Origin of the sequence: Litoreibacter meonggei, from assembly GCF_003663885.1 — a bacterium.
Lineage (GTDB): Bacteria > Pseudomonadota > Alphaproteobacteria > Rhodobacterales > Rhodobacteraceae > Litoreibacter > Litoreibacter meonggei.
In genome coordinates, this window is the sequence record NZ_RCCE01000001.1 from 1 (window position 1) to 20275 (window position 20275).

General features: G+C 57.6%; 18 protein-coding genes. 10 read left to right on the forward strand and 8 right to left on the reverse strand.

Annotated features, from left to right (window positions below):
* Positions 1 to 134 precede the first annotated feature (134 nt).
* From BCF46_RS00005 to BCF46_RS00015, 3 genes are all read right to left on the reverse strand, one after another.
* A complete protein-coding gene (locus BCF46_RS00005) occupies positions 135 to 620 on the reverse strand; it encodes an ureidoglycolate lyase (protein WP_121020490.1) in 486 nt (161 codons plus the stop codon).
* The gene (gene puuE / locus BCF46_RS00010; RefSeq protein ID WP_121020492.1) at positions 617 to 2029 is read right to left on the reverse strand and encodes an allantoinase PuuE; all 1413 of its coding nucleotides are present in this window, start codon (positions 2027 to 2029) and stop codon (positions 617 to 619) included. The genes BCF46_RS00005 and puuE overlap by 4 nt, the downstream gene beginning before the upstream one ends.
* A gap of 126 nt (positions 2030 to 2155) precedes the next feature.
* The gene (locus BCF46_RS00015; RefSeq protein WP_121022189.1) at positions 2156 to 3088 is read right to left on the reverse strand and encodes a LysR family transcriptional regulator; all 933 of its coding nucleotides are present in this window, start codon (positions 3086 to 3088) and stop codon (positions 2156 to 2158) included.
* Between the two features lie 99 nt (positions 3089 to 3187).
* Here BCF46_RS00015 and BCF46_RS00020 point away from each other — a divergent pair, with 99 nt between their 5' ends.
* Positions 3188 to 4423, forward strand: a complete 1236-nt coding sequence (locus BCF46_RS00020; protein WP_121020494.1) for a urate hydroxylase PuuD — start codon at positions 3188 to 3190, stop codon at positions 4421 to 4423.
* Between the two features lie 212 nt (positions 4424 to 4635).
* Here BCF46_RS00020 and gloB read toward each other — a convergent pair whose 3' ends face one another.
* Both gloB and BCF46_RS00030 read right to left on the reverse strand, forming a co-directional pair.
* Positions 4636 to 5391, reverse strand: coding sequence for a hydroxyacylglutathione hydrolase (gloB, locus tag BCF46_RS00025; RefSeq protein WP_121020496.1), 756 nt, complete (start codon positions 5389 to 5391; stop codon positions 4636 to 4638).
* 18 nt (positions 5392 to 5409) lie between these two features.
* Entirely contained in the window at positions 5410 to 6174 is a 765-nt protein-coding gene (locus BCF46_RS00030; protein WP_121020498.1) for an HpcH/HpaI aldolase family protein, read from the reverse strand.
* 102 nt (positions 6175 to 6276) lie between these two features.
* On the opposite strand from BCF46_RS00030, the gene BCF46_RS00035 reads away from it, so the two are divergent.
* From BCF46_RS00035 to BCF46_RS00045, 3 genes are read left to right on the forward strand one after another with little or no spacing between them, the layout of a single operon-like run.
* A complete protein-coding gene (locus BCF46_RS00035; protein WP_121020500.1) occupies positions 6277 to 7290 on the forward strand; it encodes a C4-dicarboxylate TRAP transporter substrate-binding protein in 1014 nt (337 codons plus the stop codon).
* Positions 7291 to 7344: 54 nt separating this feature from the next.
* Positions 7345 to 7974 (forward strand): TRAP transporter small permease subunit, encoded by a 630-nt coding sequence (locus BCF46_RS00040; protein WP_121020502.1) that lies wholly within the window; start codon positions 7345 to 7347, stop codon positions 7972 to 7974.
* Positions 7974 to 9374, forward strand: a complete 1401-nt coding sequence (locus tag BCF46_RS00045) for a TRAP transporter large permease (RefSeq protein WP_121020504.1) — start codon at positions 7974 to 7976, stop codon at positions 9372 to 9374. Before BCF46_RS00040 ends, BCF46_RS00045 begins: the two co-directional genes overlap by 1 nt.
* 82 nt (positions 9375 to 9456) lie before the next feature.
* Here BCF46_RS00045 and BCF46_RS00050 read toward each other — a convergent pair whose 3' ends face one another.
* A complete protein-coding gene (locus BCF46_RS00050; protein ID WP_211332751.1) occupies positions 9457 to 10545 on the reverse strand; it encodes a PQQ-dependent sugar dehydrogenase in 1089 nt (362 codons plus the stop codon).
* A 196-nt stretch (positions 10546 to 10741) separates the two neighbouring features.
* Here BCF46_RS00050 and BCF46_RS00055 point away from each other — a divergent pair, with 196 nt between their 5' ends.
* From BCF46_RS00055 to BCF46_RS00080, 6 genes are all read left to right on the forward strand, one after another.
* Positions 10742 to 11935, forward strand: coding sequence for an ABC transporter substrate-binding protein (locus BCF46_RS00055; RefSeq protein ID WP_121020505.1), 1194 nt, complete (start codon positions 10742 to 10744; stop codon positions 11933 to 11935).
* A 69-nt stretch (positions 11936 to 12004) separates the two neighbouring features.
* Positions 12005 to 12784 carry an ABC transporter ATP-binding protein gene (locus BCF46_RS00060; RefSeq protein ID WP_121020507.1) on the forward strand — a complete coding sequence of 260 codons (780 nt, stop codon included), beginning with the start codon at positions 12005 to 12007 and terminating at the stop codon, positions 12782 to 12784.
* Entirely contained in the window at positions 12781 to 13617 is an 837-nt protein-coding gene (locus BCF46_RS00065) for an ABC transporter ATP-binding protein (protein ID WP_121020509.1), read from the forward strand. Before BCF46_RS00060 ends, BCF46_RS00065 begins: the two co-directional genes overlap by 4 nt.
* A 1-nt stretch (position 13618) precedes the next feature.
* A complete protein-coding gene (locus tag BCF46_RS00070; protein WP_121020511.1) occupies positions 13619 to 13981 on the forward strand; it encodes a hypothetical protein in 363 nt (120 codons plus the stop codon).
* Positions 13981 to 14991, forward strand: coding sequence for a branched-chain amino acid ABC transporter permease (locus BCF46_RS00075; protein WP_121020514.1), 1011 nt, complete (start codon positions 13981 to 13983; stop codon positions 14989 to 14991). The genes BCF46_RS00070 and BCF46_RS00075 overlap by 1 nt, the downstream gene beginning before the upstream one ends.
* Positions 14988 to 16292, forward strand: a complete 1305-nt coding sequence (locus BCF46_RS00080; protein WP_121020515.1) for a branched-chain amino acid ABC transporter permease — start codon at positions 14988 to 14990, stop codon at positions 16290 to 16292. The genes BCF46_RS00075 and BCF46_RS00080 overlap by 4 nt, the downstream gene beginning before the upstream one ends.
* Positions 16293 to 16397: 105 nt before the next feature.
* On the opposite strand, the gene BCF46_RS00085 is transcribed toward BCF46_RS00080, so the two are convergent.
* Both BCF46_RS00085 and BCF46_RS00090 read right to left on the reverse strand, forming a co-directional pair.
* Positions 16398 to 18809, reverse strand: coding sequence for a GcvT family protein (locus tag BCF46_RS00085; RefSeq protein ID WP_121020518.1), 2412 nt, complete (start codon positions 18807 to 18809; stop codon positions 16398 to 16400).
* Positions 18810 to 18921: 112 nt separating this feature from the next.
* Complete coding sequence (locus tag BCF46_RS00090) at positions 18922 to 20253, reverse strand: DUF2254 domain-containing protein (protein WP_121020520.1); 1332 nt, start codon at positions 20251 to 20253, stop codon at positions 18922 to 18924.
* Positions 20254 to 20275 lie beyond the last annotated feature (22 nt).

A 20275-nucleotide genomic window follows, 5' to 3' on the forward strand; every position in this document is an offset into this window, starting at 1 on the left:
CAAGTGGAATCGCTTTCGCGAGAGCCGGTGTATAGTTCGGATCGCGCAGCTGCTCTGCGGTCCCCAATGATGTATCAGCCATGACGTTTCTCCCCTAAGATATGCGTGGTGCTGGCGTGTCGCCAACCGCGATTTTAACGCTCAATAATGTAGCTTGTGTCGAACCAATGCTCTTCAAGATTGGCGCCATCCCCGATGCGGTCGATGACGGCAAACAGACCCGGTTCGGACAGCGGCGCCAGAACGCCGTGCCATGTGCCGCGATGAAAATTGATCGCCTGCCCCGGCGCCGTCAGGAACGCTTTCGGTTCTGCGGGAACCCCACCCTCGTCGGCGGCAACCACCACCAAAAACGGATCAGCCGACATCGGCACGAAAGCCTGACTGCCTTCGGGGTGGCGCTCTACCAACTCCAAGGCGAGAGGCAGCGTTTCCATTTCCCCTTTGAAAATGCTGATACCCGCCTTGCCATCCGCAAAATCCAGTCGCGCCCGATCATGAAACCGGCCACATTTTCCCTGATTGATCAGCTTGTCAGGTGCGCCCGATGCGTCCAACAGGTCGCCATATGGCGCAAAGGTCTCGGCTGTTAGCGGCTCTGCTTTGATCCGGACGTTCATGCGGAAAACTTCTCGATGAGGCGCAGCTCTGCGATGCGTTCGACTTGCTTGCATGCCTCTGAAAACTCGGTTGCGCGGTCGCTGTCGATGCGGCGTTGAAAGGCCTCCATGATCGAGGCTTTGGTGTTGTCACGCACGGCAATGATGAAGGGGAACCCGAATTTCGATGTATACGCGTCATTCATCGCGGTGAGCTTGCTGCGTTCATCATCAGTCAGCGAGTCGAGGCCAACCGACGCCTGCTCAGCGGTGGATTCAGCCGTCAGCCGCTTGGCTTCAGCCAGTTTACCCGCCAAATCAGGGTGTGCGGTCAGCACGCCCAGACGCTGCTCTTCTGACGCCGCACGGAACACCCGTGCCAGCATCTGATGCACACCTTGCGCGGTATCATGGGTCGGCCCCAGTTCCAGATCATATGCGCCGTCGGCAATCCAAGGGCTATGCTCAAAGATGCCACCAAATTCGGTAACAAAAGTATCGCGGTCCATCTCGGACGGGCGGGTCTGTGACATGGGGGGATTCTCCTTGGCCCAGTGTTCAGCAATGTCGAGGCGGCTGGCAAACCAAACGCCTTCATGGGATTTGAAATGCTCGATCGCGCGCATCAGTGCGGCAGCCCTTCCCGGGCGACCAATCAGACGGCAATGCAACCCGATCGACAGCATTTTCGGCTGACCGGCGCAGCCTTCTGCATACAGAAAATCGAAACTGTCTTTGAGGTAGGATTCAAACTGCTCGCCATTGGTGAAGCCAGCCTGAATGGCGAAACGCATATCGTTGCAATCCATCGTGTAGGGCACGATCAATTGGTCCTGCCCATCAAATTTCATCCAATACGGCAAATCATCCGCGTAACTGTCCGCCACATAGGCGAACTGGCCGGTTTCCGCGGCAAGGCGGATCGTATTGTTGGAGCAGCGGCCAGTGTACCAGCCGCGTGGTGACTCTCCGACGGCTTCTGTGTGCAAGCGGATCGCGTCGGCAATCTGCGCCCGCTCCTCGTCCTCGGACATATCTTTATGTTCAATCCACTTCAGGCCGTGGCTGGCAATTTCCCAGCCAGATGCCTTCATCGCAGCGACCTGTTCCGGTGCCCGCGCAAGTGCTGTGGCCACGCCGTAAACCGTCACCGGAAGATCGCCCAACATACGATGCACCCGCCAGAACCCGGCGCGAGACCCGTATTCGTAAATTGATTCCATGTTCCAATGGCGCTGATCCGGCCAAGGCTGCGCGCCTGTGATTTCGGACAGGAATGCTTCGGAAGCGGCGTCGCCGTGCAAGACGTTATTCTCGCCACCCTCTTCATAATTCAGCACAATTTGCACGGCAATCTTCGCCCCGTTTGGCCAATTGGCCGCGGGCGGTGTTTTACCATAACCGGTCATGTCGCGTGGATATCGAGTCACTTGTGGGTCTCCTCAGTCGAGAGGCTTGTATTTCAATACAATGGATTTGTTTTTCAAATAAAACACGAAGGAGTCTCAGGAAGGTCAGTAATTGCGCTCTATTTATGCGCGCAGACGCCGATCACCTTAGCCTGGCGCCTGATCCGGCAGCTTTGTCTCTTTGACCACGCCGCTTATGCGGTCAAAGACAAACTCCATAAACAAGCGGGTCTTCGGGTCTTGATGTCGACGATGCGTAAACAGACACGCCATTTGAACTGGTTCCGGCGGGGTTTCCTCCGCCACGATAACAAGATCGCCAGATTTTAAGTGATGGGCGACCTCAAAGACCGGCTTTAGTGTAATGCCATGCCCTGCCAACGCCCAATCCAGCAAAGTATCGCCATCATCACATTCGTAATGACCCCCAGCACTATACCGTTTTGTGCCTTCTTTAGTCACCAATGGCCACTTGAACTCAGCGGCCCCTGGAAAGCGCAGGCTTAGGCATTCATGTTTCTCTTTGACGATCTCGTCCCCAGTTCGCGGATGCCCACGTGCGGCGATATATTTTGGAGCGGCACACAGCACGCGTTGCACATCTGCGATTTTTCTAATTCGCAAAGTGCTATCCTCTGGTTGACCAAGGAAAAACCCAAGATCCAATCCTTCAGTCGTCAGGTCGACCGTTCTATCCGTCAGCCGCAAACGCACGCTGACGTCAGGATACATCTCCAGAAAAGCGGGGATTTCTGGCGCGATCAATCTACGCCCGACACCTAGTGGGGCCGAAACATAAAGCGAGCCTCTGGGCTGGTCGGTGATGTCGACCACCTGAGCTTCGGCGGCTTCGACCGATTCCAAAACACTGCATGCACCGCCGTAAAAAACTTTACCCTGCTCTGTTGGTGCAAGGTTTCTCGTCGTGCGCTGAAACAGCCGGACGCCCAAATGTTGCTCCAGTTGCGAAATGCGCGAGGACGTCACGGCGGGCGAAATACGCATGTCACGTCCCGCTGCGGACATACTACCGAGTTCATAGACTCGGACAAAAGTGCGTATATTATCTAGATAGGACATTGTTTTGTTTTTTTTGATGCTGCTTGGTATTTTGTGACAATACAAGAATATATCAATTTCGCCTAGGGTGATCTCGAACACGAATCTAGGGAGCTTGTTATGTACGACTTGGCTATCATGTGGGACTGGATCGCCTTTTCGGTCCGCTGGCTACATCTCATCACCGCAATGGCATGGATCGGCGCGTCCTTCTACTTTATCGCGCTGGACTTGGGCCTACGCAAAGCCCCCAACATGCCCGCAGGTGCGCATGGCGAGGAATGGCAAGTGCACGGCGGCGGTTTCTACCACATCCAGAAATATCTGGTTGCCCCAGAGAACATGCCGGAGCATCTGATCTGGCACAAATGGCAAAGCTACATCACATGGGTGTCCGGCGCCGCAATGTTGATGATCGTCTATTGGGTTGGCGGCGAGTTGTTCCTTCTTGACCCGACCAAAGCCGAATTGAGCTTGTGGCAGGGTATCCTGATCTCTGGCGGCTCCCTGACCATCGGCTGGCTGGCCTACGACTTCATGTGCAAATCCAAGCTGAGCGAGCAACCTACCCTGCTTATGCTGCTGCTCTTCGTGATCCTCGTGATCATGTCATGGGGCTACAACCAGATTTTCACGGGCCGCGCCGCCCTCCTGCATCTGGGCGCGTTCACCGCCACGATCATGACTGCGAACGTGTTTTTCCAGATCATGCCGAACCAGCGCATCGTCGTGGCCGACCTTAAGGCAGGCCGCACACCGGATGCCAAGTATGGCAAGATCGCCAAGGTGCGCTCCACCCATAACAACTACCTGACCTTGCCGGTCGTGTTCTTAATGCTGTCCAACCACTACCCGCTGTCCTTTGGCACACAGTATGCGTGGATCATCGCCAGTCTTATCTTCCTGACGGGTGTCACCATACGCCACTACTTCAACACCATGCACTCCACTGGCAAAGGCCCGAACTGGACTTGGGGCGTGACGGTGATCTTGATGATCGTGATCGCGTGGCTCTCGACAGTGCGGACAGGCGAGACATGGGAAGAGGCCGAGGCCCGCCCGCTGACCGCCTACGAGGAGAAATTCGCCTCCGCAGCGTCGTTCGAGGACGCTTACGACACGGTCGTCGGCAACTGCTCCATGTGTCACGCACGCGAGCCGGTTTGGGACGGGATGCTTTGGGCGCCTAAGGGCGTTTATCTTGAAACCAAAGGGGATGTCGCGCGGCACGCGAGCGAGATTTACCTTCACGCAGGGGTCAGCCACGCCATGCCGCCCCCCAACGCGGTCCAAATGGACCTAGACGCCCGTGCAACGATCATCGCTTGGGTTCGCGAAGTTCGCACAGGCGGATAACTACACCAACAAGCGCACAAAGCAGCGGTACCACTCCCTCATGCTGTTGGGATGTCGAATTCCTGAGCGCAGTTGCTCCGAGACCAGAAGACCCCAAGCCTGAGGATGCGGATCAGCATTCTTTCCAAATGGCAACCGGTTGAGCAAAACGCGCACCGCCAAGGACCTGTTTCTGTGTCCATCCAACCCCGAATTTGGTTGGAAAACCTACCTCAGAAACTATCCTTACGCTTGCGTAGCTCTGCAAACACCTCGACGTCACTTGCCCCTTCCATCCCGAGACCCGCGCGGATCGAAGGATCGTCACAGCGCAAAAAAGGATTGGTCGCAAGCTCTGCCGATATGGTTGACGGCACAGTTGGATCGCCTTGCTCGCGCAATTGCTCCACCTCGATGGCCCGATTGCGTAGCGCCATGTTGTCAGGGTCTACAGATACCGCAAACTTCGCGTTCGACAATGTGTACTCATGGGAGCAATAGACTTGCGTTTGCTCAGGTAATGCCATCAGCTTTTGCATACTGGTCCACATGTCCAATGGCGAGCCTTCAAACAGCCGTCCACAGCCCATCACAAACAGCGTATCCCCTGTAAAAACAATGCCTTCAGAAGCAATATAGAAGTTAAGCATATCCATCGTGTGGCCGGGAGTGTGGATGACATCTACCTGCCGCCCCGCAAAGGAAAACCTATCACCATCAGACAAGACGGTATCTACCCCATCAATTCCGGCGGGCCCGTAAACACTGGCACCACTGGCGTTTTTCAGCGCCGCTAGTCCGGTGATATGATCGTGGTGGTGGTGGGTCACCCAAATCTGCGTTGGCGTCCATCCCGTTGCTTCAACCGCCGCAAAGTAAGAAGGTCCGTCCCCGACGTCGATCGCAGCCGTCTCACCAGACTCAGGATCGTGGATCAGCACGCCATAGTTTTCGAGCGGTGGATGAGGGAATTGGTGAATTTGCAGCATGGCGCGACCTCCGAAAGTTCAGGTGTCAGGCCTAAAGCCCTTGGTACAGTCGCGCAAGGCACCGCTGAGCAGCGCCACATCGGACGCCACGGCAACCATTGTCGCCCCCATCTCTACATAATGCGCCGCGCGATCCGGCTTGAAGCTAAACGCGCCCGCGATCTTGCCCGACGCCACGATCCGGCGCAGTGCGTTGTCGATGGCTGCTTGAACTTCCGGCGCATCCAGATCGTGCAAATACCCCATGGAGGCCGCCAAATCAGCGGGACCGATAAACGCGCCGTCAACACCCTCCACCGCGCAAATCGCATCGAGGTTTTCCAATGCGGTGACGCTTTCGATCTGAACAAACAGACACACGCGATCATTGGCCTGCGTGACGTAGTCGGTGTCATGGTTGTAGCCCGACGCCCGCACAAGCGAGGACGCGATCCCGCGGGTGCCTTGCGGGAATTCCTTTGATGGATAGCGCATGGCGCAAGCCATCTCATGTGCTTGCTCGGGCGTATCGACCATAGGAACGACCACTGTATGACACCCAAGATCAAGCACTTGCTTGATCATCCAGTCTTCCGCTTTCGGAACCCGCACGCAAGCCTCCGGCCCAAGTACCCGCGCCTGATCGGCCACTGCCGCGATGTCATAGGGTCCGTGTTCACCATCTATCAAGCACCAGTCGAACCCGGCAGTGGTAGCAATCTCTGCAACTGCGGCGCTACCAAGGCCAAGCCAAACCCCGTGTTGAACGCTGCCCGCTTGAAGTCTCGATTTCAATGACGCCATGACACAAACCTTTCGCAACAAAACGGGTTGAACCCGTGGGCAATTAATCACATGCTCTGTCTCACAAAAATGGATGAAATACATCCTGTCTGGGAGGACTCTATGAATAAACTTTTGAAAACCACCTCGGTGGTGGCCCTTACCTTTGCATTTGTTGGCGAAGCCGCCGCAACCGAATGGAACGTCTCTGTCTGGGGCAAACGTCGCGCATTTACCGAACATGTGGAGAAGCTGGCCGAACTGGTTTCCGAGAAGACCGGCGGCGAATTCACCATGAATGTCAGCTATGGCGGGCTGTCCAAGAACCGCGAGAACCTTGACGGTATCTCCATCGGCGCGTTCGAGATGGCGCAATTCTGTGCGGGTTATCACCGCGACAAGAACCGTGTTGTGACGGTGTTGGAACTGCCATTCCTTGGGGTTGCGAACCTCGAAGAAGAGGTTGCGGTGTCCAAAGCTGTCTACGCCCACCCTGCCGCCACGGAAGAAATGGCGCAGTGGAACGCTAAACTGCTGATGACCTCGCCAATGCCGCAATACAACATCGTTGGCACCGGCGAGCCACGCGACACGCTGGAGAAGATGAACGGCATGCGCGTGCGTGCAACCGGCGGTTTGGGCAAAGCCTTTGAAGCTGTGGGCGCTGTCCCGACCTCCGTGACCGCAACAGAGGCCTATCAGGCGATGGAATCCGGCGTCGTCGACACCGTGGCCTTCGCCCAACACGCCCACCTGTCCTTCGGCACGATCAACCAAGCCGACTGGTGGACCGCCAACCTGAACCCCGGCACGGTGAACTGCCCCGTGGTCGTCAATATCGACGCCTACGAGGCGCTGTCTGATGCCGAGCGCGAGGCGCTCGACAGCTCGATCCCCGAGGCGCTGGACCACTACCTCGCCAACTATGGCGAGTTGTTGAAGAAGTGGGACTCGGTTCTGGAAGAAAAAGGCGTGCAGAAAGTCGAGATCGACCAATCCGTGATCGACGAGTTCCGCGCCAAGGCCGCCGATCCGGCGCGTGATGCGTGGATCGCCGACATGGAAGCCCAAGGCATTCCGGGCCAGGAGCTGTATGACCTCGTGGTCAAAACGCTCGCCGACACGCGCGGCAGCTAAAGACAAAGCGGCGTCCTATCACGGGCGCCGCGACTTTATTCGGGGGAAGTTTATATGGCCGGATCAGCCGCAGTGCTGGAAGATTCCAGCATTCTAAGCAGGCTCGACCGCGCATTGGTGCCACTGGAACGCCTGTTCGCGTTGCTGTCGGGGCTCGCGGTCTTTTCCCTGATGTTTCTGGCGGCCTATTCGGTCACTGGGCGCAAGTTCTTCAACGCGCCGCTGTCGGGCTATGTCGACTACATCGAAGCCGCCATGCCGCTGATCGCCTTCATGGGCGTTTCCTACGTGCAGCGGGTCGGCGGGCATATCCGCATGGACATCGTGATTTCGGCCCTGAAAGGCCGCGCGATGTGGTTGTTCGAGCTGATTTCCGTGCTGCTGATCCTTGTTCTTATTCTCGCACTCATTTGGGGCAGCTGGTCCCATTTCGACCGCAGCTTCGACATGAGCAAACCGCTCTGGAGCCGGGACAGCTCCATCGACATCGGCATACCGATTTGGCCATCAAAACTGCTAATTCCCGTGGCGTTTTCGGTATTGGCCCTGCGACTATTCTTGCAGGCATGGGGCTACGCCCGTGCGCTTGTCCTGAACGTCGAAAACCCCGTCGCTGTGCCGCTGATCCTGACGGTCGCCGAACAGGCCCGTTTGGAAGCCGAGCAGCTTGAGGGGGCAGACTGATGGATGAGATCACCATCGGCCTGTGGGTTTCGGGCTTCATGCTGGCAATGGTCGTTCTGGGCATGCGGGTTGCGTTCGCCGCCGCGATGGCCGGACTGTTCGGGTTAATTTGGCTGCGCTGGAACGGATTCGATTACGCCCCCGACCGGCTTTGGAAATCCATCGAGATCAGCGTGAAAATCGCGGGGCAAGTGCCCCATTCCAAGGTATCTTCCCAAGCGTTGAGCCTGATCCCGACCTTCATCCTGATCGGCTATCTGGCCTATTATGCCAAGCTGACCTCGGCCCTGTTCGAGGCCGCGAAACGCTGGATCGCATGGGTTCCGGGCGGGCTGGCCGTGTCGACCGTATTCGCCACGGCAGGCTTCGCCGCCGTATCCGGCGCCTCGGTTGCGACCGCTGCGGTCTTCGCCCGCATCGCAATCCCAGAGATGTTGAAGATCGGGTACAACAAACAGTTTGCAGCGGGTGTCGTCGCGGCGGGCGGGACGTTGGCGTCCCTGATCCCGCCCTCGGCCATCCTTGTGATCTACGCGATCATTGTGGAGCAGGACGTGGGCAAGCTGCTGCTGGCCGGCTTCATTCCCGGGGCGTTTTCGGCGGTGATTTATGCGCTGCTGATTATCGGAATTGCCGTGGTGTTCAAAAACGTAGGCCCGCCCGTGTCCGGTTTTACATGGCGCGAACGGTTCGAGTCCCTGCCACCTGCCCTGCCCATCGTCGCGGTGGTCGTGATTATCATCTTCTTCGTCTACAACCCGTTCGGTGACGCGTGGGGTACCCCGACCGAGGGCGGTGCCGTCGGCGCGTTCATCGTGTTCCTGATGGCGCTCTACCGCGGGATGCGGATGGCGCAGTTGAAGGAGGCTTTGATCGAGACGGCCAAGCTGACGGTGATGATCTTCACCATCATCTGGGGGGTGCTGATTTATGTGCGCTTCCTTGGATTTGCCGATCTGCCGGGCGCATTTTCGGACTGGATCACCTCGCTTGAGACATCGCCAATGTTGATCCTTGTCTGCATCCTGCTGGCCTATGCCGTGCTTGGGATGTTTATGGACGCGATCGGAATGCTCCTGTTGACCCTGCCGGTGGTCTATCCGGCGGTCATGGCTTTGAATGGTGGCGAGGCGGTGACGGCGGCAGAGAGCACCTTCGGGATGTCCGGCACTATGTGCGCGATCTGGTTCGGGATTTTGGTGGTGAAGATGGCCGAGTTTTGCCTGATAACGCCACCCATCGGTCTGAACTGCTTCGTCGTCGCCGGTGTGCGGGACGATCTGACCGTGCAGGACGTGTTCAAAGGCGTGACGCCGTTTTTCATCGCCGACGGGTTGACCATCGCCGCTTTGGTGGCCTTTCCGGGGATCGTACTCTGGCTGCCGTCCCTTGCGGGGTGACGGCAGTTTTTGAGTATTTGGAACCAAATGGAGACATGGGGTGCGCACTAACATCGGCGCAACCACTAACCTTAAGGTCGGGTTACGGAGTGATTTCGTAGAGCGCGCCATTTATCACCGACAGGAACCATATCTCTCCGTTTGGGCCTTCGATCACGTCGCGCACGCGGCCTGTTTGTGACGATTGCAGGCGTTCTTCTTTAAGGGTTTTGCCATCAAGCCGCGAGATCATGTCGAACTTTAGCGAACCGACGAAGATATCGCCCGTCCAGTCCGACCAAAGCTTGCCCGAGTAAATCATCATGCCTGAGGGCGCTATGGACGGGTCCCAATAGTGCACTGGCTGTTCCATACCGGGCTTAGACGTCCCCTCGCCAATTTTGAACCCTGAGTAATGGCGCCCATAACTGATCACCGGCCACCCGTAGTTTTTGCCCGCTTTAACCGCATTCACCTCGTCGCCTCCGCGCGCGCCATGTTCAACCACATAGAGGTTGCCATTCAAATCCAGCGCGGCCCCTTGAGGGTTTCGGTGCCCGTAGGAATAAATCTCCGGCTCCGCGCCCGGCATGCCGATGAAGGGATTATCGGGAGGCACCACGCCGGACCGGCGCAAACGCACTACAGTGCCGTTGTGATTTCGCAGGTCTTGCGCCTTGGCCCGATCACCGCGTTCCCCAATCGTCAGAAAGATAGTGCCATCGCGGGCCTCCACGATGCGGGAGCCGAAATGCTTGGCCTGATCGCTGCCGCGCGCCTGTTGAAAGATGCGCTTGAAGCCAGTCAGGCTTGTCCCGTCAGAGCTAAGCTTGCCACGGCCAATGGCCGTGCCGTAACTGTTACCCCTGCGATTTGCGTAGCTGAGAAATACCTCACGGCTTCGCGCGAAGTCACGCGGGATCATAATATCCAACAGCCCGCCCTGCCCACGGTCAACGACCTTCGGCACGCCTTTTACGTTGATGCGACGTCCGTCCGGGCGCAGATTTGTGAGCGTTCCACCCCGCTCACTCACCAATATTCCGCCATCCGGTAGGGATTCCACGGCCCAAGGTTCGTCGAACCCGTCGGCAATCTTGGACACCTGAAGCGTGCCGACGCTACTTTCTAAAGCGTGGACCGGTGGGCCAAAAGTTAAAATGGCCGAAACTGCGATTGTTTTCAGGATCATTGCTCACTCCAAACTGGTTTGGAAGGAAGATAGCACAAGGCTGCGAAGCTTCTACGCCGCTAACCGGATCGTGAAGCGCATAACGACATCCGTGAGATTGGAGTGCCGTAGAGGAAGGCCCTGCAAGCCCCCTTTTCTTTTGGGGAATCGCTGCGTAAAGTTCAGCAATAAAAAGTTAAGATCAGGGAGATCACTCATGAAAAAACTACTTTTAGCTACGACTGCCACCGCATTGATGGCAGGGGCGGCTTTCGCCGACGGCCACGCGAAAGACGTGAAAATCGGCATCATTCTAGGCTTCACCGGCCCACTTGAATCACTCGCCCAACAAATGGCTGGTGGTGCTGAGGCGGCTATCAAGGAAGTTACAGACTCCGGCATGCTGCTGGACGGCGCGACCGTAACAGGCATCCGCGCGGATAGTACCTGCATCGACGCAGCGGCTGCAACCTCCGCAGCGGAACGTCTGGTCACATCCGACAAAGTTAATGCCATCATGGGCGCAGACTGCTCCGGCGTGACCGGCGCAATCCTGTCCAACGTGGCATTGGCCAACGGCACGGTGATGATTTCGCCATCCGCAACTTCCCCCGGCCTGTCCACCGCCGAGGATAACGGCCTGTTCTTCCGCACGGCCCCATCCGACGCGCGTCAAGGCGTAGTGATGACCGAAGTGCTGATGGAAGAGGGCATCAAATCCGTCGCACTAACCTATACTAACAACGATTACGGTAAGGGTTTGGCAGATGCGTTCCAGACCGCCTACGAGGCTGCTGGCGGGACCGTCACAATTTCTGCGGCACATGAAGACGGCAAAGCCGACTACTCTGCCGAAGTTGGTGCGCTGGCTTCCGCTGGTGGGGACCGTCTGGTCGTCGCAGGTTACGTGGATCAAGGCGGCTCTGGCATCGTGCGTGCATCGCTGGATTCAGGCGCGTTTGATACGTTCCACTTCCCTGACGGCATGATCTCGGACAAACTGGTCGAGAACTTTGGCGCGGAAATCGACGGCTCCACCGGCCAGAACCCGGGCACCGACAGCCCCGGCGCAAAAGCATATCAGGACCTGATCGGCGATGCGTTCAACGCGACCTCGCCTTTCTCGGCTGAAAGCTACGATGCTGCTGCGTTGATCATGCTGGCGATGCAAGCTGCCGGCTCTGCTGACTCCTCCGACTTCAAAGACAAGGTCATGGACGTTGCCAACGCACCCGGTGAGAAAATCTACCCAGGTGAGTTGGGCAAAGCGCTGGAGATGATCAAAGCCGGCACTGATGTCGACTATGTCGGCGCCTCTGCCGTTGAATTGATCGGCGGCGGCGAGTCTGCTGGCAACTACCGCCAAGTCACCTTCACCGACGGCAAATTGGACGTGGTCAAGTACCGCTAAGTTGCGATGACGAAAAACTGAAAACAGCCCGGATCAAATTCCGGGCTGTTTTGCTAGGGGGAGACAACAATGATCGTCGTAGACGACTTACATAAACATTTCGGTGGATTTCATGCGGTTGATGGCGCAAGCCTGACCATCCAGGAAGGCTCCATCACTGGATTGATCGGGCCGAACGGGGCTGGAAAGACAACTCTTTTCAATGTAATAGCTGGCGTTCTTAAACCAACATCCGGCAAAGTTACCATGGGTGGTGAAGACATCACCGGCCTGCCGCCGCACACCTTGTTTTCCAAAGGGCTGCTGCGCACGTTCCAAATCGCGCATGAATTCTCGTCGATGACATTACGCGAGAACCTGATGATGGTTCCCGGCGACCAGACGGGCGAACGTCTATGGAACACATGGTTTGGTCGCAAGCGTATCGCCGATGAAGAACGCGCGCTGGCCGCAAAGGCCGATGAGGTTCTGGAGTTTCTGACGATCGACCATATCCGCGACGAGCGGGCTGGAAACATCTCGGGCGGACAGAAGAAGCTGTTGGAACTGGGTCGCACCATGATGGTCGACGCAAAAATCGTGTTTCTGGACGAGGTCGGAGCAGGCGTGAACCGCACCCTGCTCAACACGATTGGCGACGCGATTATCCGGCTGAACAAAGAACGCGGCTACACCTTCGTGGTGATCGAGCACGACATGGATTTCATTGGCCGCCTCTGCGACCCCGTGATCTGCATGGCCGAAGGCCGCGTATTGGCCGAAGGCACGCTGGACGAGATCAAAGCCAACGAGCAAGTGATCGAGGCCTATCTAGGCACCGGACTAAAGAACAAGGTGGCCAGCGCATGAGTAACGACAGCTATGATGGCCGCGGCAACAAGGATGCGTCCTTGGGCAAGAATCCAACAAAAGCAGTTGGCGGCACAATCGAGACCCAAAAGACCAAACATGCCCCGACCAAAGGCACCGCCGACGAGCCCTATCTGATCGGCGACGCCATGTTCGGCGGCTACGGTCAAGGCCCCGACATTCTGCATGACTGTACAATCGCAGTAAACAAAGGCGAGATCGCAGTGATTGTTGGCCCCAATGGCGCGGGGAAATCGACTGCGATGAAAGCCGTATTTGGCATGTTGAACGTCCGCCAAGGGGCGGTGCGTTTGAATGGCGAGGACATCACGGCCCTGACCCCGCAAGCCCGCGTGGCCAAGGGGATGGCGTTCGTGCCGCAAACCTCTAACATCTTCACCTCGATGACCGTCGAAGAAAACCTTGAAATGGGCGCGTTCCTACGCCGCGACGATATTCAGGCCACGATTGAGCAAGTCTACGAGCTATTCCCGATCCTGCGCGAGAAGCGCAACCAGGCGGCGGGTGAGCTGTCCGGCGGGCAGCGCCAGCAAGTGGCCGTAGGCCGCGCGCTGATGACCCAGCCGCAAGTCTTAATGCTGGATGAGCCGACTGCCGGCGTATCACCTATCGTGATGGACGAACTGTTTGACCGGATTATCGAGGTCGCTCGCACTGGTATCTCGATCCTCATGGTGGAACAAAACGCACGACAAGCACTTGAAATTGCAGATAAAGGATATGTTTTGGTGCAAGGTCGAAACCGCTTCACCGATACAGGACAAGCGTTGCTGAACGACCCCGAAGTTCGCAAAAGCTTCTTGGGAGGTTAAGATGGCACTTACACTCTCACACACGACCAAAATCGCTGCACTCGCATTGATCCTGTCGCCGATGAGCGCTCATGCAATCGAGTGCACCTTCACAACGGAATGCTTCGAGTCAGAAAGCTGCGGCGAAAGCGCCTTCAACATCTCCATCGAAGAACGGGACGGTCAAACCGTGCTTGTTGGCGACGCTGAAACCATCCCTGTCAGCGTCGGCGGCAATGACACCGTGCGCATCTATGTCGGCGTCACCGAAAGCGCCTTTCATCTGATGAGCCGCGCCGCCAACGGTGTCGCACGCTACTCCACTCATATCTACGACGGACCGATCATGGTGAACTATCTCGGCAACTGCGAAGGGGCAGAGTAATGGATTTTCTGAACGCCATTGTGGCCTTCGCCAACTTCGTGCTGGTTCCCGGCACCGCCTATGGCGCCCAGCTTGCGCTCGGCGCGCTAGGGGTGACGCTGATTTACGGCATCCTGCGCTTCTCCAATTTCGCCCATGGCGATACCATGGCGTTTGGCACGATGTATGTCATCCTGATCACTTGGGGCTTCCAGAGCCTTGGTATCGGTTTCGGCCCTCTCCCCACGGCCCTGCTCGCGTTGCCATTCGGCATCGTTCTGACCGGCTTGACACTGGTTGGTACAGACAAGCTCGTCTATCAATTCTACCGACAGCGAAAGGTAAAACCCGTGGTGTTGGTGATGGTATCACTTGGCGTCATGTTCATTATGAACGGCCTGACCCGCTTCATCATCGGCCCCGACGACCAACGTTTTTCCGACGGCGAGCGCTTTATCATTTCCGCCCGTGACTTCAAAACCATGACAGGGCTGGATGAAGGTCTGGCAATCAAAACCACCCAAGGCATTACCTTGGTCACTGCGGTGATCGTCGTGGCATTCCTGTTCTGGTTTCTCAACAAAACCCGCACCGGAAAATCCATGCGGGCCTATTCCGACAACGAGGATCTGGCACTGCTCTCTGGCATTAACCCGGAGCGCGTCGTCCTTTACACTTGGTTAATCGTGGCCGCATTGGCGACCGTTGCGGGTACGCTCTATGGTCTCGACAAGTCCTTCAAGCCATTCACCTATTTCCAACTTCTCTTACCCATCTTCGCGGCGGCTATCGTCGGTGGGCTCGGCAATCCGCTGGGGGCCATCGCGGGCGGCTTTGTCATCGCATTCTCCGAAGTGACGGTAACCTACGCCTTCAAGAAAGTGGCCAATTACGCGTTGCCAGAGGCATTGGCACCGGACGGCCTCGCCCAGTTGATGAGCACGGATTACAAGTTCGCCGTCTCGTTTTCGATCCTGATCATTGTGCTGCTGTTCAAACCGACCGGCCTGTTTAAAGGACAATCCGTATGACCCGCCGCGACTCTCTTCTCTTCGTATTCGTCGGTTTCCTGATCCTTGGCACTGGCTTCGCGCAATCTTGGAATTCAGCCCTGCTGATCCTGAACATGGGGCTGATCTCGGCGATCATGGCTTTGGGGGTCAACTTGCAATGGGGCCTTGCGGGTCTATTCAACGTCGGGGTGATGGGCTTCGTCGCCCTTGGCGGCCTTGCTACGGTTATCACCTCCATGCCCGCCAACACGGAAGAATGGAGCGTTGGCGGTGTCCGTGTGATCTTCGGTTTGTTGCTTGGCGCAGGCACGATCATTGCGGCTATTATGGTCCACCAACGGCTACCCGCAGGGCGCAACCGTGTCCTCGCTATGCTGGCAGTTCTGATCGGTGGTTTCTTCCTGTTCCGCTACGTGTTTGATGGCGGCGTGGAGGCTATCGAAGCTGTCAACCCGGCGGCAACCGGCTATCTGGGGGGGCTTGGCCTGCCGATCCTCGTTGCATGGCCCGTAGGTGGATTGCTGGCCGCCGGTGCCGCGTGGATCATTGGCAAAACTGCCCTTGGACTACGCTCCGATTATCTGGCGATTGCAACTCTTGGCATCGCCGAGATCATCATCGCAGTCATGAAGAACGAGGATTGGTTGTCGCGTGGCGTCAAAAACGTCGTTGGCCTGAAGCGTCCAACGGGAGTACCCTACGAGATCGATTTGCAAAACAGTGCAAGCTTCGTCGAAAAAGCGGCGGGGCTCGGCTTTGACCCTGCCACCGCGTCGACGATCTACGTTAAACTTGGCTATGCTGTTCTGTTCACCATCGTGCTGCTCATCTTGCTATGGCTTTCTCAAAAGGCTCTCAACTCGCCTTGGGGCCGCATGATGCGCGCAATCCGGGACAACGAGGTCGCCGCGGAAGCCATGGGCAAAGACGTCACCGCGCGCCACTTGCAGGTATTCATCCTCGGCTCTGCCATATGCGGTATCGCGGGGGCGATGATGACCACGCTGGACGGCCAGCTCACCCCAACCAGCTACCAGCCGTTACGCTATACATTCCTGATCTGGGTCATGGTGATCGTCGGCGGCTCCGGCAACAATTTCGGCTCGGTGCTGGGTGGCTTCCTGATCTGGTTCTTATGGGTTCAGGTGGAGCCTATGGGCCTTGCCCTGATGCAGCTGATCACGGCGGGCATGTCCGACGGCTTCTGGCTGAAGCAACACCTCATCGACAGCGCCGCACATATGCGCCTGCTGACAATGGGCGTCGTGCTGTTGCTGGTGCTCCGGTTCAGCCCACGCGGCCTGATCCCTGAAAGATGACACCGGTCTTCACTCGCCATTAAGGTTAACGCGCCCCCGACTCAATCAGGGGCGCGTGTTTCCATTTGGTTAAAAATACTCAAAAATCCGACCGGCAAACATATGTTAAGCCCGCAGTTTTTTCCCTTCCGGATCAAACGGAGGCTCGGCCAGAACCACACCGCGATGCGGGCGTCCAAGGATCATAACATCTACCTCCGCACCGGCCGGCACGCCCTTTAAAAACCCGAGCGCCAGAGATTTGCCAACCGTGTAGCCATAGGTCCCCGAGCTGACGCGCCCAACAGGCGTTCCATCCGGCAGAAAAACCGGCTCCCCGCCTGTCGCGTCAGCCTCCTCCACTTCCAAAACTTCGATGATGCTCAACATCTCTCGCGGTGCGTTGTCGTTCAGGGCGGCGTAGGCCTCTTTGTTCAGGAAGTCTTTGTCCATCTTGATCAACCCGTCCAGCCCCACTTCCTGCGGCCAGTATTCCGGGCTGTATTCCCGCGACCAGCTGCCATAGCCCTTTTCGACACGCAGAGACATCAGCGCGCGCGACCCGACAGGTCCGGCCCCGAAGGCGCGGCCCGTCTCGATCAACGCGTCATACAACCGCTGCTGGTCTTCGCTCTTGCAATGCAACTCCCATCCCAAATCACCGGTGAATGACACCCGCAACGCAATCACATCTACCCCTGCAAGGGAGATCTTCTGGGACCGCATGAACGGAAAATCTTCTGTCGCCAGTGACGCGTTGGTCAGGCGTTCCAACATCGCACGGCTTTCCGGTCCCGCGACGTTGAAGCCGCACATTGCCTCGGTCAGGCTCTCGAAACTGACCGTGTCGGGGCGCTCCACCATGTTGAAGAAGCGCAGGTGATACCGCTCTGCCATGCCGGAGCCGATGATCAGGAAGTCCTCGTCGCCCAGCTTGGTCACGGTGAAATCCCCCGCGATCCCGCCCCGCACCCCAATCAATGGTGTCAGGCAGGAGCGGCCCACGGCTTTGGGCATATTGTTGGCAAAAATCGCGTTCAACCAGTCCGACGCCCCCTGCCCTTTGACGCTGTATTTCGCGAAGTTGGAGATGTCGATGATCCCCGCCCGTTCCCGCAGCATCCGACACTCTGCGCCGACGGGTTCGAACCAGTTCTGACGGGTGAACCCGTTGGTATCCTTGGTGCCGGGCGTGTTGGCAAACCACAAAGGATGTTCCCAGCCGTAGTTCAGTCCGAACACCGCGCCCATGGCTTTCTGCGTCTCGTAGATCGGGCGCACCCGTGCGGGACGTCCGGCCGATCGCTCCTCGTTCGGGAAGTGGATCGAAAAGCGGTTGGCATATTGATCTCCGACTTTCGCCTTGGTGAATTTCTTGTCCGCCCAAGCCCCGAAACGCGCCATGTCCCACGGGAACATGTCCAGATGCGGCTCGCCTGTGACAATCCATTCCGCCGTCAAAGACCCGAGCCCGCCCGATTGCGAGAACCCCGGAATGATCCCGTTGCAACAAAAATAGCCTTTCAACTCCGGCGCCGGACCGAACAGCGCATTCGCATCCGGCGACCAGATCATCGGGCCGTTGATCACCCGTTTGATCCCTGCGGTGCCGACGACCGGCACGCGGTCGATGGCGCGCATCATGTTGTCCTCGATCCGCTCCAGATCGTCAGCGAACAACTCGTGCCCGAACCCTTGTGGTGTGCCGTCCTCAGCCCAAAACCGCACGTCTTTTTCATAAGCCCCTACCAATAGTCCCTGCCCCTCTTGGCGCAGATAGTATTCCCCGTCTCGATCCGCGACCGAGGGCAAGCGACGGTCCAGTGCGGCGACCTCCGGAATGGTTTCGGTCACGAAATACTGATGCTCCGTCGGCTGCAACGGCAACGCGATGCCCGCCATCGCGGCAACTTCGCGCCCCCAAAGGCCTGCCGCGTTAACCACAACGGGCGTCACGATATTACCCTTCGGCGTTTTCACGACCCATGTGCCATCAGACTGCTGGTCGGTCGCCGTCACAGGCGTGAAGCGGTATATCTCCGCTCCGTTTTGCCGAGCGCCGGAGGCATAGGCGTTGGTCACGCCCGACGGGTCCACATTACCGCCGGACGGCTCATACATAATGCAACGGATGCCGTCGTAGTTAACCAACGGATGCAGTCGCTCCGCCTCGGCGCGGTCCACCTCATAGAAGTTCAGCCCGTAATATTTCGCCTTCGCCGCCTGCAAGCGCAGTTGGTGTTCGCGCGCTTCGGTCTGCGCCAGATACAGCGATCCGGGCTGGAACACGCCGCAGGACTGCCCTGTCTCGGCCTCCAACGCGTTATACAGATCCATCGTGTAGTTCTGGATGCGGGTGATGTTGTTGTTGTCATGCAGCCCGTGAATATTGGCCGCCGCATGCCATGTGGAGCCGGAGGTCAATTCGTCCCGTTCCAAAAGCACCACATCGGTCCAACCCAGCTTCGTCAGGTGGTACAGGATCGAGCAGCCAATGACGCCGCCCCCGATAACAACGGCTTGTGCGTGGGTCTTCATGGGTCCAAATCCTTATCCGGTTCCTGCAAGAGTGGCGGTTCGGGTCGGGTTGGTCATCCCTCCAAGACGACAAAACTTTTCTCACTGCGACAAATCACACATAAGTGCAGCGCTATTCGTCGCCCTCAACCTCTTGCAGAACCACACGCGCGGTGGAGCGGCGCAGACGCTCAACATCCGGCTCGAACTCCAGTGATGCTGCCGCACGCCGAAACTCGAGACAGGCCGCAATCCGCGCGGCTTTGGCCATTTCGGGGCAATCATGTTCCATCAAACGCGACAGGGCAGATTGCAGCCGTTGCTGCACCTCAATGAGCTTCGCACCATCGCGCGCAAGCGCGCCAAACCCGTCCTCGACCAAATCCGTGGGATCCAAGGGGCGCACCCACAGGCGGTCATGTTCGGGCGGGTCTTCCGATTTCGTCTCGTCCTGATACAGCGATAACACCCGCGCGACGCGGGTGATGACGTCAATCGCCGTTCCCGGATCGTTAATCCCCGTTGATAAGGCCTTGGACGCGATTTCCCCCAAAACCATCAAGCCAAACCGGGGGTCTTGGTCGTACGTTCGAACATCCCCGATCTGGATATGCGAGCGGACGATGTCGAGCAGATCACCGTCTTCGGAGCTGTCTGCGTCCCCCTTGGGAACGCAATACGCAATCGCATCGCCCTTCATGACAAAGCTGCCAACGGCGGCGCAAATGTAGACATCCACCCCACACGCCCGCGCCGCCTGATCCAGCGATTCCTCGTAATATTGCTGTATATAGCCAGTCTCGGACGCGCGAACCGTATCGGCAGTCTCCGGCACCTGATCCTCCGCCGTCCACGGGTTCGCCCCAAGGCACGGCTTGGACAGGCGCGCCTCGAACTGCTGGCGCGTAATGCCTTCGACCTGACGGGTTGTATCCATCAAGCTGCCAAAGGTTTGCAGATGCAGCACCCAACGGATCATAGACACCACCACATAGGCCAGCACGATAACCGTTGTGGCAAACAACACAGCCGCCCGTTCATCGGCGAAAACGCCAAGCTCACGCAAAATTATCGCGATCAACGCGTAAACATAGGCCCCGATGAAGGCCGCCAGCGTGTTTTGGGTGGTCGGGTCCTGAATGATCAGCCGGTGCAAGCGCGGGGTAAACTGCGTCGACGAGCTGCGGTAGACCGTCACCATCACGGTGAGCGAGAACGTGGTCACCGCCAGCATCGCGTTGGCGATGATGCTCAATAACCGGTCCGCAGCTTTGCCCGAAACATATCCGTTAAGTTCACTTGGCAGGAAATGACCGATTGCCTGCGCCAACCCCAAAGCCACAATCGCAAAGCAGCCCATTACCACGACGCGCACCCAAAGCTCGCGCCACAACTCCCCTGCAAACCGCAGCAACGTCTTCGGCCACGCCGTGAAATTGCTGATAATTGACTTTAATTGGTCCATATCGGAGCCTCGGCCTTAATCG

Coding starts and splice junctions, on each gene's coding strand:
- BCF46_RS00040 (WP_121020502.1), top strand. CDS start 7,345: ATGGCCGGATCAGCCGCAGTGCTGGAAGATTCCAGCATTCTAAGCAGG.
- BCF46_RS00050 (WP_211332751.1), bottom strand. CDS start 10,545: ATGATCCTGAAAACAATCGCAGTTTCGGCCATTTTAACTTTTGGCCCA.
- BCF46_RS00030 (WP_121020498.1), bottom strand. CDS start 6,174: ATGGCGTCATTGAAATCGAGACTTCAAGCGGGCAGCGTTCAACACGGG.
- gloB (WP_121020496.1), bottom strand. CDS start 5,391: ATGCTGCAAATTCACCAATTCCCTCATCCACCGCTCGAAAACTATGGC.
- BCF46_RS00045 (WP_121020504.1), top strand. CDS start 7,974: ATGGATGAGATCACCATCGGCCTGTGGGTTTCGGGCTTCATGCTGGCA.
- BCF46_RS00085 (WP_121020518.1), bottom strand. CDS start 18,809: ATGAAGACCCACGCACAAGCCGTTGTTATCGGGGGCGGCGTCATTGGC.
- BCF46_RS00080 (WP_121020515.1), top strand. CDS start 14,988: ATGACCCGCCGCGACTCTCTTCTCTTCGTATTCGTCGGTTTCCTGATC.
- BCF46_RS00015 (WP_121022189.1), bottom strand. CDS start 3,088: ATGTCCTATCTAGATAATATACGCACTTTTGTCCGAGTCTATGAACTC.
- BCF46_RS00020 (WP_121020494.1), top strand. CDS start 3,188: ATGTACGACTTGGCTATCATGTGGGACTGGATCGCCTTTTCGGTCCGC.
- BCF46_RS00005 (WP_121020490.1), bottom strand. CDS start 620: ATGAACGTCCGGATCAAAGCAGAGCCGCTAACAGCCGAGACCTTTGCG.
- BCF46_RS00055 (WP_121020505.1), top strand. CDS start 10,742: ATGAAAAAACTACTTTTAGCTACGACTGCCACCGCATTGATGGCAGGG.
- BCF46_RS00075 (WP_121020514.1), top strand. CDS start 13,981: ATGGATTTTCTGAACGCCATTGTGGCCTTCGCCAACTTCGTGCTGGTT.
- BCF46_RS00070 (WP_121020511.1), top strand. CDS start 13,619: ATGGCACTTACACTCTCACACACGACCAAAATCGCTGCACTCGCATTG.
- BCF46_RS00035 (WP_121020500.1), top strand. CDS start 6,277: ATGAATAAACTTTTGAAAACCACCTCGGTGGTGGCCCTTACCTTTGCA.
- BCF46_RS00060 (WP_121020507.1), top strand. CDS start 12,005: ATGATCGTCGTAGACGACTTACATAAACATTTCGGTGGATTTCATGCG.
- BCF46_RS00090 (WP_121020520.1), bottom strand. CDS start 20,253: ATGGACCAATTAAAGTCAATTATCAGCAATTTCACGGCGTGGCCGAAG.
- BCF46_RS00065 (WP_121020509.1), top strand. CDS start 12,781: ATGAGTAACGACAGCTATGATGGCCGCGGCAACAAGGATGCGTCCTTG.